Origin of the sequence: Rhodococcus sp. PD04, assembly GCF_035918275.1 — a bacterium.
In the GTDB taxonomy this organism is placed as follows: domain Bacteria; phylum Actinomycetota; class Actinomycetes; order Mycobacteriales; family Mycobacteriaceae; genus Rhodococcus; species Rhodococcus rhodochrous.
In genome coordinates this window covers 1,569,321-1,583,212 of sequence record NZ_CP142143.1, presented here as the reverse complement: position 1 = coordinate 1,583,212, position 13,892 = coordinate 1,569,321, and the positions used below count along the sequence as shown (strand labels likewise).

The 13,892-nt window shown below is 65.6% G+C and carries 10 protein-coding genes and 1 pseudogene; 8 read left to right on the top strand and 3 right to left on the bottom strand.

Annotated features, from left to right (window positions below; genetic code table 11):
- Nucleotides 1–58 precede the first annotated feature (58 nt).
- Genes U9J23_RS07330 through U9J23_RS07310 form a run of 5 tightly spaced genes read left to right on the top strand, consistent with a single transcriptional unit; the run spans nucleotide 59 to nucleotide 8,877 of the window.
- Nucleotides 59–1,537: a DUF3375 domain-containing protein gene (locus tag U9J23_RS07330; RefSeq protein WP_064061965.1), complete on the top strand. Its 1,479-nt coding sequence runs from the start codon at nucleotides 59–61 to the stop codon at nucleotides 1,535–1,537.
- Nucleotides 1,534–2,133 (top strand): DUF4194 domain-containing protein, encoded by a 600-nt coding sequence (locus U9J23_RS07325; protein ID WP_272269233.1) that lies wholly within the window; start codon nucleotides 1,534–1,536, stop codon nucleotides 2,131–2,133. The genes U9J23_RS07330 and U9J23_RS07325 overlap by 4 nt, the downstream gene beginning before the upstream one ends.
- Entirely contained in the window at nucleotides 2,130–5,438 is a 3,309-nt protein-coding gene (locus U9J23_RS07320; protein WP_277371297.1) for an ATP-binding protein, read from the top strand. The genes U9J23_RS07325 and U9J23_RS07320 overlap by 4 nt, the downstream gene beginning before the upstream one ends.
- Nucleotides 5,435–6,643: a DUF3322 domain-containing protein gene (locus U9J23_RS07315; RefSeq protein WP_081314447.1), complete on the top strand. Its 1,209-nt coding sequence runs from the start codon at nucleotides 5,435–5,437 to the stop codon at nucleotides 6,641–6,643. Before U9J23_RS07320 ends, U9J23_RS07315 begins: the two co-directional genes overlap by 4 nt.
- Nucleotides 6,640–8,877 (top strand): glycoside hydrolase family 3 C-terminal domain-containing protein, encoded by a 2,238-nt coding sequence (locus tag U9J23_RS07310; RefSeq protein ID WP_272269225.1) that lies wholly within the window; start codon nucleotides 6,640–6,642, stop codon nucleotides 8,875–8,877. The genes U9J23_RS07315 and U9J23_RS07310 overlap by 4 nt, the downstream gene beginning before the upstream one ends.
- Nucleotides 8,878–8,889: 12 nt before the next feature.
- Here U9J23_RS07310 and U9J23_RS07305 read toward each other — a convergent pair whose 3' ends face one another.
- The 3 genes and pseudogenes from U9J23_RS07305 to U9J23_RS07295 all read right to left on the bottom strand — a co-directional run.
- The gene (locus tag U9J23_RS07305; RefSeq protein WP_129978083.1) at nucleotides 8,890–9,936 is read right to left on the bottom strand and encodes a zinc-dependent alcohol dehydrogenase family protein; all 1,047 of its coding nucleotides are present in this window, start codon (nucleotides 9,934–9,936) and stop codon (nucleotides 8,890–8,892) included.
- Between the two features lie 108 nt (nucleotides 9,937–10,044).
- Nucleotides 10,045–10,347 (bottom strand): DUF5994 family protein, encoded by a 303-nt coding sequence (locus U9J23_RS07300; RefSeq protein ID WP_064060094.1) that lies wholly within the window; start codon nucleotides 10,345–10,347, stop codon nucleotides 10,045–10,047.
- A gap of 161 nt (nucleotides 10,348–10,508) precedes the next feature.
- Nucleotides 10,509–11,191, bottom strand: a pseudogene (locus tag U9J23_RS07295) (phosphatidylinositol mannoside acyltransferase); the annotation flags it as partial.
- A gap of 2 nt (nucleotides 11,192–11,193) precedes the next feature.
- On the opposite strand from U9J23_RS07295, the gene U9J23_RS07290 reads away from it, so the two are divergent.
- The 3 genes from U9J23_RS07290 (at nucleotide 11,194) to U9J23_RS07280 (ending at nucleotide 13,799) form a co-directional block, all read left to right on the top strand.
- Nucleotides 11,194–11,886, top strand: coding sequence for a DUF5994 family protein (locus U9J23_RS07290; protein WP_326602089.1), 693 nt, complete (start codon nucleotides 11,194–11,196; stop codon nucleotides 11,884–11,886).
- A 31-nt stretch (nucleotides 11,887–11,917) separates the two neighbouring features.
- Nucleotides 11,918–12,379, top strand: coding sequence for a DUF5994 family protein (locus U9J23_RS07285; RefSeq protein WP_064060096.1), 462 nt, complete (start codon nucleotides 11,918–11,920; stop codon nucleotides 12,377–12,379).
- A 139-nt stretch (nucleotides 12,380–12,518) separates the two neighbouring features.
- Entirely contained in the window at nucleotides 12,519–13,799 is a 1,281-nt protein-coding gene (locus U9J23_RS07280) for a serine hydrolase domain-containing protein (protein ID WP_272269215.1), read from the top strand.
- Nucleotides 13,800–13,892 lie beyond the last annotated feature (93 nt).

Below are 13,892 nucleotides of genomic sequence, written 5' to 3'. Positions count from 1 at the left end.
GGAGACGGTTGTCGTAGGCGTGTGCCACCATGGGCGCGATCGAAGCGAGAGGGAAGCTGTGTCGACTGCCGACCTGTACCGCCTGACGCGGCTGCGCGATCAGCACGCCGCGTGGACGCTGCTGCGCGCCGACCACGCCCCCGCAATCCTCGGGATGCTGGGACGACACTTCGATCGGGGAACCCGGCGACTTCCCGCCCCCGAACTGTTCGCCCGCCTCGACGCAGACCTGCAGGACCTCCGCGACCAGGGATTCGACCTTCCACGCACCGCCCAGGCCTACTGCGCAGATTGGGTGCGCGCCGGATTTCTGCTCCGACGTGCCGATACGGGCTCGCGCGAAGAGACGCTGGAGCCGACCGAGTCCGCATTCGTCGCACTGAATTTCGTTGCGCAACTGACGACCGACACCAGTTCGATCACGGAATCACGACTGACAACCCTGTCGAGCCAGTTGCAGGCGCTGGCTCGCGATTCGGACCCACGGAGCGAAACCCGTCTGGCAACGCTGCGGGCCGAGCGCGACGCACTCGACCGGCAGATCGCAGCGGTGGAATCCGGCGACTTCCCTGTCCTCGATGGCCCACGGGCCGCGGAACGCGTGTCGGAGATCCTCGCGCTTGCCGGCGAGATCCCCGGGGATTTCGCACGAGTACGGGCCGAACTCGAAGGGCTCAATCGCGAGTTGCGCGCACGGATCCTCGACGACGAAGGCGACCGCGGCGACACTCTGGGCGAGGTCTTCCGAGGTGTCGACCTCATCGGCAGTTCCGATGCAGGACGCAGCTTCACCGGGTTCTACGACATGATCATCGATCCTGAACGGTCTGCACAGCTCGACGACTGGATCGAGGCAGTACTGACTCGTCCGTTCGCCCGAAGCCTGTCTCCCGAGCAACGTCATCGGTTCCGATCCTTGCTCACCGAGATGGAGGACGCAGGTGGCGAAGTGCATGCGACGATGACGTCGCTGTCACGCTCACTGCGGCATTTCGTGCAGTCCCGCCATTACGAGGAACATCGCCGATTGCAACGTCTGTTGCGCTCGGCGCAACAGCACGCTCTGCAGGTGGCACCCCACCGCAAGCCTTATGAACCGCTCGACCTCGACCTGGTGCGGATCGGCATGAGTATCGAATCGGTCGCGGCATTACAGTTGCACAATCCCGCAGACGATCTGGTGTCCGAACCGGTGGTGTCGCAGACGCCAGGTGAGGTCGACCTCGACGATCTGCGGCGGATCGTCCGCGAATCGGAAATCGACATGGACGAGCTGGTCGGTAGCATAGCGGCCACACTGCGCGTGCGCGGTAGCGCGACGATCGGCGAGGTCCTGCGCGAACATCCCGCAACCCAAGGGTTGGCAAGCGCCATCGGGCTTCTGGTTCTCGCCGTCGAGCACGGACACCGCGTGGAGGGCGATGAGGAGATTTGCTGGAGCTCCCCATCCGGCGTCGAACGGGTGGCCACGGTACGCCGGCATCTGTTCGATCCCACCGATCCTGCCTTCACCACCTTGGAACAGGACAGCCTATGACCGACACCACGACCGGGCTGTATCCCGGCGACACCGGCGAACTCGAACTCGACACCCGGCGCGCATTGGTCCAGCTCCTCAAGGGTCCGCTCATTACCGCCGGCAAGCATCCCGAGGTGTGGCGGACGGTGATCCGCGACGAGCACGTGCTGCGTTCTCGGTTGGCCGATGTGTTTCTCGATCTCGTCGTCGACGAGGACGAACAGCTCGCATTCACCCGTCCCGCCGAAACCGGCGATCACAAGGCCCCCGCAGTGTTGCGCACCGAGCGATTGACATTCATGGACACCGTGATGCTGTTGTCGCTGCGGCAGCTGCTCCTCCGCGCACAACCCGGTGATCGGGTCATCGTCGATTTCGACGAAATGGCCGGGCAGCTCGAGATGTACCGTGCGGCCACGAGTACCGACCCGGCCGGTTTCCGGCGCAGGGTCAACGCTTCGTGGGAGAAGTTGAAGAAGTACAGCCTTCTCGCGTCGACGTCGACGGAGGGTCGGATGGAAGTCTCTCCGGTGTTGCGGCAGTTGTTCGATGCCGATCAGGTTGCTGCTGTGGAAGCGGAGTTCCGGCACATCGTCGCGGAGAGTCAGCCGTGACGGCCACCCCTCCCCACCCGTCCCAGTTCCGGCTTGCCCGCGTGCAGGTGGTGAATTGGGGAACCTTACACGGTCACCACGACATTCCGATTGCGCGCAAGGGTTTCCTGATCACCGGCGCGTCGGGATCCGGAAAATCCACTCTCATCGATGCGATCTCCACGGTGCTCATGCCGGGCGGCAGTGTCCGATTCAACGCGGCCGCGCAGGAATCCGCGGCCGGTTCCGGGCGCAACTTCGTCAGTTACATCCGCGGTGCGTGGCGGCGCGAAGCCGATGTCGATACCGACTCCCTGACCGCTTCCTATCTACGTACGGGCGCCACCTGGAGTGCCGTCGCGCTCACCTACCGCACCGGCGACGGTGCCGCGCCCGTGACGCTCGTCAAGCTCATGCACCTGCGGCGTGGAGCCAACGCGAACAACGATGTCTCTCACCTGCATCTGATCTTCGATTTTGATTTCGACCTGATCGATCTCGAGCCGTTCGCCGGCCGCGGTATCGACACCCGGGGCATCCGAAAGCGTTGGCCCGGGGCTACTGTCAATCCCAGTTACACGGCGTTCGCTCGCGCCTTCCGCGCGAAGCTGGGCATTTCGTCGGAGGCGGCCCAACGGTTGTTGCACCGAACACTGTCGGCCAAGAGTCTGAACAGTCTCGATCAGTTGCTGCGCGACTACATGCTCGACGAACCCGACACCTTCGCGATGGCCGATCGCGCGACGTCCCAGTTCCGCGACCTGCGCGAGGCGCACCGTGTCGTCGTCGACGCGCGTCGGCAAGTCGAGGCACTCGATCCCCTTGTCGGTCTCGCGGAGGTTCGCCGCCGAGGCCTCCAGCAACAACGCGAACTACAGGAAGAGAACGACCACCTCGACGCCGTGCATGCCCGGATGACGGTGGATCTGCTGCGAGAGAAGCTCGACGAGGCCTACGCACAGATCGGACTGTTGCAGACTGCCGTCGACAAGACCTCGGTCGAAGCCGAGCGCGCGGCCGAGCGCACCCTCGATCTGCGGGTGCGGCTCGAAACCACCGACGGTGGACGGTTGTCCACTCTCAGGCTGCAACGCGACGCGGCGGAAGCCGACCTGACTCGGACCGTACAGTCACGGAGCAGGTTCGACACCGCCGTCGGATCGTGGGAAGCAGAGGCACCGACCACCGCTGAGGAGTTCGCGCATCTGCGAGCCCAGCTCGAAACGGAGTTGCGTGAGCTCGACGCGACAGTCGGTACACGCAGAAACGATGTGTACGAGGTGGTGCGAGCACTCGGCACACTGCGTTCCGAACACCGACAACTCATCGCCGACCGAGAGCTGCTCGCCCGGCGACGCTCCAATCTCGATCCCGCTCTACTGCGGATACGCGAACTGGTCTGCACCGCAGCTGGTCTCAGCGAAGACATGTTGCACTTCGCGGGCGAACTCCTCGAAGTGCGCTCCGAGCATGCCGAGTGGACCGGCCCCATCGAGCGCGTACTCGGCGGGCTTGCTCGCACGATGCTCGTACCCGACGAATACTATTCACGCGTTGCAGCAGTGGTCGACGCGCAGCATCTCGGCACCCGGTTGGTGTACCGCCGGGTGCGTACTCGTTCCGGCCGACCTGCCACCCCGGCGAGCGGTGACGAATCGCTGGTTCGAAAACTGGACGTGCGGCCGGGACCGCTCGCAGCGTGGCTGCAGCACCACCTCGCCGAGCGTTTCGACTATGCGTGCGTGGCGACCGTCGACGACCTGAGAGGTGTGCCGCGCGGCGTGACCCGGGCCGGTCAGGTCAAGCACGGCGGCGAGCGGCACGAGAAGGACGACAGGTACCGCGTCGACGACCGCAGCCGATGGGTGCTCGGGTTCGACAACGAAACCAAGCTCTCCGATCTGCGTCGCCGCATCGGCGAGGTCGAATCCGAGATCGCCCGCCTGCAACGTCGGCAGGAGTTGCTCGAGCACGCAGAGTGCACGGTACAGCAGCGTCGACACGCGGCGGAGATCATCCTCGACACGACCTGGGCCGACATCGACGTCGAAGCGGCCGAGGCAGCGGTTGGCGCGATCGAGCATCGACTCGAGGGATGGTTGCAGGGCAATGCCGAGTACGCCTCGCTCACGCTCGATCTTGCCCGTGCGGAAACCGAGGAGAAGGAGGCCCGCGCAGCGTATACCGCAGCCGGATCCGGTCTCGAACGCCACCGTGGCGATGTGGAGCACACTCGGCAGCGGCTTGCAGAAGTGGAAGCACACGCCGATTCGGCGGTTCCCGACGGGATCGACAAGCGCATCCGCGCACGCTTCGATGCTGCCGCACGTCGACCGACGAGCGAGAACATCGACCGGTTACTGCATACCGTCGGACGAACCATCACGGACGAGCACCGTGCGGCGCTCACGAGAACCACGGACGCCGAGCGGCGCATCACCGCGATCCTCACCGCCTATCTCGCCGAATGGGAGTCACGACGCGCCGAGATGCGCTCCGACGCAGAGTACGTAGACGATGCTCTCGCGGTGCTCACTCGACTGCGCAACGACGGATTACCCGCATACGAGGACGAGTTCTTCCGGCTACTCAACGACCAATCGAGCCGCAACATCGGAGAGCTGGCCCGCGCGATCCGCAGGGCACCGGGCGAGATCCGTTCCCGTATCGAGCCGGTGAACGAATCGCTCCGGCGTTCTCCGTTCGACACCGACCGGACTCTGCGGATCGATGTGAAGGATCGGCGTTCGCCTGCCGCGGCCGATTTCCTCGCGGAACTGCAGCGCATTGTCAGCGGCTCGTTCAAGGAAGAGGACCGGGTCGCCGCCGAGCAACGGTTCGAACAGATGGAGCGGATCCTCGAACGCCTCGACTCGGGCGAACCCGCCGACCGGCGCTGGCGGCAGTTGGTACTGGACACCCGCCTGCACGTCGGCTTCATCGGAGTCGAGGTCGACGGGGAGGGCGTGGACGTCAATTTCCACGACTCCAGCTCCGGCCTGTCGGGTGGGCAGGCCCAGAAACTGGTGTTCTTCTGTCTCGCCGCCGCCCTGCGCTATCAGCTGGCGGCATCGGGGGAAGAGTTGCCGCGCTACGGCACGGTGATCCTCGACGAGGCATTCGACCGTGCAGATCCTGCGTACACGCGGCGAGCACTCGACGTGTTCACCCGATTCGGTTTCCATATGGTGCTCGCGACGCCGCTGAAGTTGCTGCAAACCCTCGACGATTACATTGATGGGGTGGCCGCGGTGAGCATCAGGGACAAGAAGTACTCGCAGCTGGCCTTGTTGCCGATCCGCAGCGCGGAGGAGCCCCGCGAGTGAGTACAGTGTGCGTGCCGCCGTCAGCCGTAAGTACCAGGGCAGAGACGGCCTACCGGAATCGTCGCAGCAAGTGGGTGGCCGATCCAATTGCAGCCGAATCCGATTCACTGTCGATTGCGTTGCACCCACCCTCGGAACGGCAGGTCGCGGAGGATCCCGACGCCGTGGTCGCATGGGTGCGCGCCTGGCAGATGCACCGCGGAATCGGTCGCGTGCACTGGGAGACGCGGCGCTGGCCGAGCTTCGGCACGCAGGATGTGCCGGTGCGGGTCGTGTTTGCAGGTCCCGGTGAGATTGCCGCCGCGGCAGGCCGGATGTCCGAATGGCACAGGCTCACCGCCCGGCGGGTGCAGTTGGTGGAGATTCTGGCACCCGGTACCCCCGCGCTTGCCGACGCGATCGGCTCGACGCTTTCACGGTGGCTCGAACTCGGCGAAGCCGACTTCGTGCGCCTTGTCGGCGTGGTCCGGTGGCTGGCCGACCATCCGGCTTCGGACGTTTTCATTCGGCAGCTTCCGGTGCCCGGTGTGGATACCAAGTGGATTTCGCGGCATCGCGGACTGGTCGAGGTACTTCTCGAAGGCGCTGTGGGGAATCGTGACCTCGGTGTGCGTTCGGTGCCTCGATTGTGCGAAATTGCGGTTTGTGACCGCACCTTGCTACCCACGGCACCGCGACATTGTGCAGCGCCGCTGGACGAGCTCGCCGAGTTGCCGCTCCACCCGGAGCGCATACTGGTCCTCGAGAACAAAGAGGGCCTCCATGCGCTGCCTGATCTGCCGGGCACCGTGGCCGTACACGGCAGTGGTTACGCAGTGCACGAACTGGCCGCACTATCCTGGCTCGCCGACTCGGATGTCGTTTACTGGGGTGATCTCGACACGCACGGCTTCGTGATTCTCGACCGTTTCCGCGCTTACCTGCCTGACGTGCGCAGTTTCCTCATGGACCTCCACACCCTGGAAGCGTGGAGTGCTCTCGCGGTAGAGGAACCGTCCCCCAGCTCGCACGTGCCGATGCGACTGACGCCCGCGGAAAATGAGGTCTTCACGCGGTTGCGCGTGGAACGACTCCGCCTCGAGCAGGAGCGGATTCCGTGGCCGCACGTGATGGAGGAACTTGCCCGCGCCTTCACCGGCGCGATCGGACATGATCGAGACTCGACCAGGATGGATCCGACCGCGCTTGGAGAAGGAGTCTCATGACCGAACCGGCCCTCCGCTCACCCCTCGAGATCGTGGCGCGACTGACCGTCGAGGAGAGGGCGTCGCTCACCAGCGGCCTCGACTTCTGGCACACCGAACCGATTGCGCGCGAGAATATCCCCTCGATCATGCTCACCGACGGGCCACACGGTGTGCGGAAACAGACCGCCGAGGGCGACCATCTCGGTCTGCACTCGTCCGTGCCCGCGACCTGCTTCCCGCCTGCCGTCGCGCTGGGGTGTTCCTTCGACCCGGAGTTGCTCGAGCGCGTCGGCGCGGCGTTGGGCGCGGAGGCCCGTGCACTGCAGGTCGGTGTCCTGCTCGGGCCCGGTATCAACATCAAGCGCTCCCCGCTGTGCGGGCGGAACTTCGAATACCTGTCTGAGGACCCGCTGCTCTCCGGTGTTCTGGGCGCCGCGCTCGTGCGCGGCCTGCAGTCGCAGGGTGTCGGTGCGTCGCTCAAGCATTTCGCGGCGAACAACCAGGAGACCGACCGGATGCGGGTCTCCGCCGACGTCGACCCGCGGCCACTGCGGGAGATCTATCTGCGTGCCTTCGAGCGGGTCGTGCGCGACGCGCAGCCGTGGACGGTGATGTGCTCGTACAACCGGATCAACGGGGTGTACTCGTCCCGTAACCCGTGGCTGCTCACCGACGTCCTGCGCGACGAGTGGGGTTTCGAGGGTCTGGTCGTGAGCGATTGGGGTGCTGTCGACGACCGCGTCGCGTCCCTCGCGGCAGGTCTGGATCTCGAGATGCCGTCCACAGGAGGTCGTACGGACGCCGAGATCGTCGCGGCGGTACGGGCGGGCACGGTCGACGAATCGGTCCTCGACACGGCAGCCGCGCGGGTGATCGAACTGGTGCAGAAGGCCGTCGCTGCGTCCGATCCCCGCGCGACCTTCGACGCCGATGCCCATCACGCCCTCGCACGCGAGGTGGCCGGGCAGAGCATCGTGCTGCTCCGCAACGAGAACGACCTGCTTCCCCTCGCCACCGACGCGAACATCGCGGTGATCGGCGAACTGGCCCGCACGCCGCGCTACCAGGGCGCCGGATCGTCCCGGATCGAACCGACGCGCCTCGACAACGCGCTCGACGAGATCCGGTCGCTGTCCGGCCGGGACGTTCCCTTCGCCGCCGGTTACGCGCTCGACGGATCGGACTCGGCCGCACTCGTCGACGAGGCGGTGAAGCGTGCCGCAGACGCCGATATCGCGGTCGTGTTCCTCGGTGTACCCGCCGAACTCGAATCCGAGGGCTTCGACCGTGACGATCTCGAACTCCCGCACAGCCAGATCGCACTGCTCGACGCGGTGCTGGTGGCGAACCCGAAGGTCGTCGTCGTGTTGTCCAACGGTGGTGTCGTGCGGTTGAGCGGCTTCGCCCATCGTGTTCCTGCGATCGTCGAAGGGTGGTTGCTCGGGCAGGCCGGTGGCGGTGCGGTCGCCGACGTGCTCTACGGGCAGGTGAATCCGAGTGGGCGACTCGCAGAGACCGTCCCGATCCGTCTCGAGGACACCCCGGCACACACGAACTTCCCGGGCGAGCACGGCCACGTACGGTACGGCGAAGGGCTGTTCGTCGGATACCGCTCGTACGACGCGCGTCGCCTCGATGTCTCGTTCCCGTTCGGCCACGGCCTGTCGTACACGACCTTCGAATACGCCGATGCCGCAGTGGAATCCGACGGTGATCTCACGGTGCACGTCACCGTCACCAACACCGGTGAGCGTGCGGGTGCCGAGGTCGTGCAGGTCTACGTCGGTGTGCCCGACTCCTCGGTTGCACGGGCACCACGAGAGCTGAAGGGATTCACCAAGGTCCGTCTGGATCCCGGTGAATCGCAGCTGGTCGCCGTGCATGTGCGACGCGACGACCTCGCCTACTGGGACACCCGCGTCGATTCCTGGGTGGTCGAAGGTGGCACGTACAGCCTCGAGATCGGCGCATCGAGTCGCGACATCCGGCAGACGCTCACCGTCGACGTGGAGGGCGACTCGGTGCGGATTCCGCTGACGATGGAATCGTCTCTCGGAGAACTGTTCCAGAACCCCGAGGCCGCCGAGATCGTCCTGCAGGCGTTCGGTTCGATAGGTGGCGACGTCGGGATCGACGAGAGCGTCCTGAAGATGGCGGCGTCGATGCCGCTCGGTCGTCTCGCCGGATTCGCTCCGGGGGTCGAGCCGGAGCAGATCCAGCAACTTCTCGATGTGGTCAACCAGCAGAAGTGAGTGCAGGGCCGGTCACGAACCGGCGGTGAGGAGCACCTTCAACGCACCGGTTTCGCCGGCGCGGGAGAACACGTCGTAGGCCTGTTCGAACTCGTCGAGCGCGAACCGGTGCGTGATCATCGGTGACGTGTCGAGCTGACCGCTGCTCACGAGACCGATGAGGGTGGGCGTCGAATAGGTGTCGACGAGGCCGGTGGTGATCGTCAGGTTCTTGATCCAGATGTCCTCGAGGTGCAACGTCGCGGGCTTACCGTGCACGCCGATGTTCGCGACGTGTCCGCACGGCCTGACGAGCGCGACCGCCTGCTCGAACGTTTCGGGATAGCCGACGGCCTCCACGGTGACATCGGCGCCGAGACCTCCCGTGAGATCTCGGACGACGGCCGCCGCGTCCTCGCGACCGCTGTTGACCACGACGTTAGCCCCGAACGCCTTCGCCGCGTCGAGGCGACTGTCGGCGAGGTCGACGGCGACGATGCGGCTCGGGCTGAACAGTCGTGCGGCGAGGATCGCGGCGAGTCCGATGGGTCCGGCTCCGATGACGACGACGACGTCGGCCGGTCGAAGACAGCCGTTGAGTACGCCGACCTCGTAGGAGGTGGGCAGAATGTCGGCGAGCATGAGCATCTGCTCGTCGCTCACGCCGTCGGGAATGCGGTGGGTCGAATTGTCGGCGTACGGAACTCGGACCAGTTCGGCCTGGGTGCCGTCGATCAGGTGCCCGAGGATCCAGCCGCCGCCTCCGAGGCACTGCCCGTACCGGCTCTCGCGACAGAAGCGGCACGTACCGCACGCGGTGATACACGAGACGAGCACTCGGTCGCCGGGAGCGAGTGTCTGCACTCCGTCCCCCACCTCGACCACGGTGCCGACGGCCTCGTGGCCGAGGATCCGGCCGTCGGTCACCTCGGGCACATCCCCTCCGAGGATGTGCAGGTCGGTGCCGCAGATGGTGACCGCGTCGACCCGCACCACCGCGTCGGTACTGTCCTGGATGGTTGCGGCGGGAACGTCCTCCCACGATCGTTTTCCCGGTCCGTGAAATACCAGTGCCTTCACAGTCAGGCCTTTCGCCGACGGTTTCGGTCCTATTTCAGGGTGCCACGAGCGATACAGGGATCGGAACCTTTCGGGGCAACGAGCATCTCCGGCCGTTGCCTTCGGAGGCTACGATTCGATCGAGCCGATCGGGCGAACGGCCTGCAGCACCATCACACTGCCGTTGACTCCGTAGACATACACGGTGTCGGACAACTCGAACGGGTACGGGTCGAGGCGGACGCGGCGCTCGCCCACGATCAACGGCGAGTCGGTAGGAGACCAGGCACTCGGGTCGTAGACGACGCGGGATATCGGGCCTGTCCGTAGCTGCAGTGCGGTGATCAGATCGGGAAGTTCGGTGGCAAGGTTGTTCGTTCGCGGCCACCAGGTGGCGTCGATGTAATCCTTCGGGTCCGTACGTAGATGCACTCGCGGGGTCGGGGTAGGCGTGCGCGGCGGTAGGGATGGCGTGGACCGAGGTGCTGGCGTCATGGGACGCTCCCGTCGTGGCCTCCGGGAAGACCGGCTCGTCGACTCCGGCATGGCGCAACTGGGTGGTTTGCGCATGATGCCGTCGGATACAGCCGAGCCTACGCCTCCGTGTACGCGACCGGAGTGCAGCAGAATCGACTCGATCCGGATCGCGCATCGCCGTGGACACGCCGATCGGCGGTCCATACCGGTTGCAGCATGCGTCTGTCGGCCGGATGGGCGGCGAACCGGTCGGCCAGGGCCTGGGTCGTGGCCTGCACACCGCCGACGGTCGCAATCGGCGCGTCGACGTGGAACCCCCACCCGTCGGTGGTGAACCAGCAGCGCATGGGGAGCAGAGGCGCACCGGTGTCGATCGCAAGCCGAGCCGGACCGGGCGGCATGCACACCGGTTCACCGAAGAAGGAAACCGGCACGTCGGTTCCGGACAGATCACGCTCACCGAGCAGCCCGACTATCCGTCCCTGTCGAACCCGGGCGGTCAGCTGTTCCAACGGTGGCGCAGTGTGCCACCGGTGAGCGGAACGATCTCGAATCCCAGGCCTTCACGAAACCGGACGAAGCGCCGGAACAGTGATTCCGGTTGTAACCGCTCGGCCACGACGGTCGGTGTGCCGGCCCTCTGGACAATCCACACTCCCGCCAGGTCCCAGTTACCGCCTGTGCAGCAACGCCAGCACCATGCCGCGTCCACGAGCGGCCGCTTCGTGGATGTGGTCGAGTCCGGTGGCTGCAGAGTCGATGGTCTCGGCAAGCTGCACGGATCCATCGACGGCAACCGTAATGTTCGAGCATGCACCGACCGCTCGCGATCGCGACGCGGGTAGGCTGGGAGATGTCGGTGAGCACGAGACCATCCGCTCTCGTCGTCACCGTCCAATGAGCAGGCCGCTGAGCGGCCTAGTCAGGAGCGTCGCCATGACGCTGCACCACGACCGACTCCGTTCGGATCGACCCATTTCTTCGCCCTCTCACCACGCATCCACGCCTCCGGCGCGGTTGTCGCTGACACCCGGGCACCCGACCATGCGTCCCGTGGACGGGGCTTGGTGGCCGCACTCGGACGACCTGTCCGCCGAACTCGACGGACTCGAAACGCTGCTGGCGGGCCGAGCCGGCGTACTCGCCCGTCTCACCTACTGCATGACTGCGTGGCAGCCCATCGAAGGGCGCAGACGCGTCAAGGACCATCCCGTCCGTCTCGACGGGTATCACTACCAGTCCGTCGGCACACTCGGTGTCCGCAGCCTGGACGGAACTCGTCGCATTCTGGTGGTCGTACCGCCGGAGACCGACCCCGTATCCGCTCGGGCGCTGCTCTATCGAGCGTCGGAACGGTCGAACATGCTCACTGCGGAGGAGTTGTTGACCGCCGCGAGCCGAGCCGTCTCCGGCACCTCCGAAGCACTGCAGAGTTGGGACAGCGAGGGAGGTCACGCCTCACCCACCGAAGCGGACATCGGATGCCTCTACTGACCTCGATCCGTTTCCCGCACCGGAGTGTGACATGACAGAAAGCCCACGACACCCGTTCACCGGCCGCGGCCTGGGACGTTTCCAGGCCGCCGCCGACGGCGGACAGCCCTTCGACGTCCCGACTCGCACGGTGCGTCTGCTTCTCCGCGACCCCGATGAGCACTCCCCCGGCGTCGACGGTGCATGGTGGCCGCGAGGCGACAATCTCACCGCCGAGTTGCACGATCTGGTGTCCGCACTGACCCCACGCCTGGGACGAACCGAGCGGATCGCGTTCGACTGGAATGCGCTCAGCGTGTCCCAGCGAGGCATCGATGCTCCGGACGGAATCGACATCGTCGGCCCCGCTCCGGATCAACCTTCCGGCCTGATGTACGTCTACGGCAGCGGCGAACTCCGTCTCCGCCTGCTCATCATCGCGCCCACGCTCGACGCCGACCGCGCTTACGAGGACATGCAGAAGGCCGTGGCACCGGATCTCGGAAAGATCTGATCGCTCTCCGCATTCGAAAATCGACCGCCCTCCTTCGAGAGGGTGAAAATTCGTCTCCACATCGGGAAATACACGAATTCCGTGACAACGTCACAGAAACCCCGTTCTCTGGGCCCCAGATCCCGAAAGCAGACGACCTATGAAGACACTCGCAGCGTCGATCACGGCGGTCGCCCTACTGGCAACCTCGGCGTGTAGCTCCGGCGACACCGAGTCCGGTACGGATCCTTCCTCCACCCCGGCGGATCAAGCGCAACCCGCGTACGTGGCCGAGTTGGAATCCACCATCGACCAGTTGATGCGCGACAACGCCATTCCCGGCGCGGTGATACAGATCGGCTCCCCCGACCGCGGTGACTGGACCGGTACCTTCGGCACGTCCACCCTCGACACCGACGATCCGATCTCCGCCGACGACCATGTCCGTATCGGCAGCAACACGAAGACGATGACCGTCACCGCCATCCTGCAATTGGTGCAGGAAGGTCGCATGTCGCTCGAGGACCCGGTCTCGAAGTACATCGACGGTGTCCCGAACGGCGACACGATCACCATCGCTCGGCTCGCCGAGATGCGGAGCGGCCTGTACAGCTACACCTTCGACCCGGAGTTCAACGCGACACTGGACCGCGAACCCGAGAAAGCGTGGACGCAGGAGGAGTTGCTGCAGATCGCGTTCTCTCGACCCGTGAACTTCCCGCCCGGGGAACAGTTCGAATACAGCAACACCAATACGGTGCTGCTCGGACTCGTCATCGAGGAACTGACGGGCATGCCGGTGGCGGATGCGTTCGACGAGCGCATTTTCGCTCCGCTCGAACTCGGGAACACCTCGTTCCCGGCGATCGAGGACGCGTCGATCCCGGATCCGCATCCGCAGGGCTACATGTTCGGCACCAACGTCTCCACCATCGACACCTTCGAACTGCCGGACGACCAGCAGGCCGCGGCGGTCGCAGGAACACTGAAGCCGAACGACGTGACCGACGACAATCCCTCCTGGGCGTGGACGGCGGGCGCTGCGATCTCCACCGTCGACGACATGACCAGCTATGTGAAGGCGCTGGTCGACGGTGGGTTGCTCGACCAACAGATGCAGCAGACCCGGCTCGACAGCGTGCAGTCGGTGGGCGGGGGAACCGCCGGATACGGGCTCGGCATGGCCCGGTTCGGTCCGCTGCTCGGACACGACGGGCAGCTTCCTGGCTTCATGACCTTCATGGGCCACGACCCGGACACCGATCTGACGATCGTCATCGCCACGAATCTGTCGACGGTGCCGTCGGGTGAAGGTTCGGCGCTGACCCTCGTCAAGGGCATCCTGCCGATCTTCTACGGCTCCGATTATCAGGCGCCGGGCGATCCGGCACGCGCTCCCGACGCAGAGGAGAGCGCACCCGCGCCGACGCCGGGAGGCTGATCGTACCGGCGTCCGGTGGGCAGGCACGGCCTCGGCCCCGCCGGAGTTCACCTCGCCCGGGCACGCCTCGTCGCTTCCCGTCTCGACGCCGAC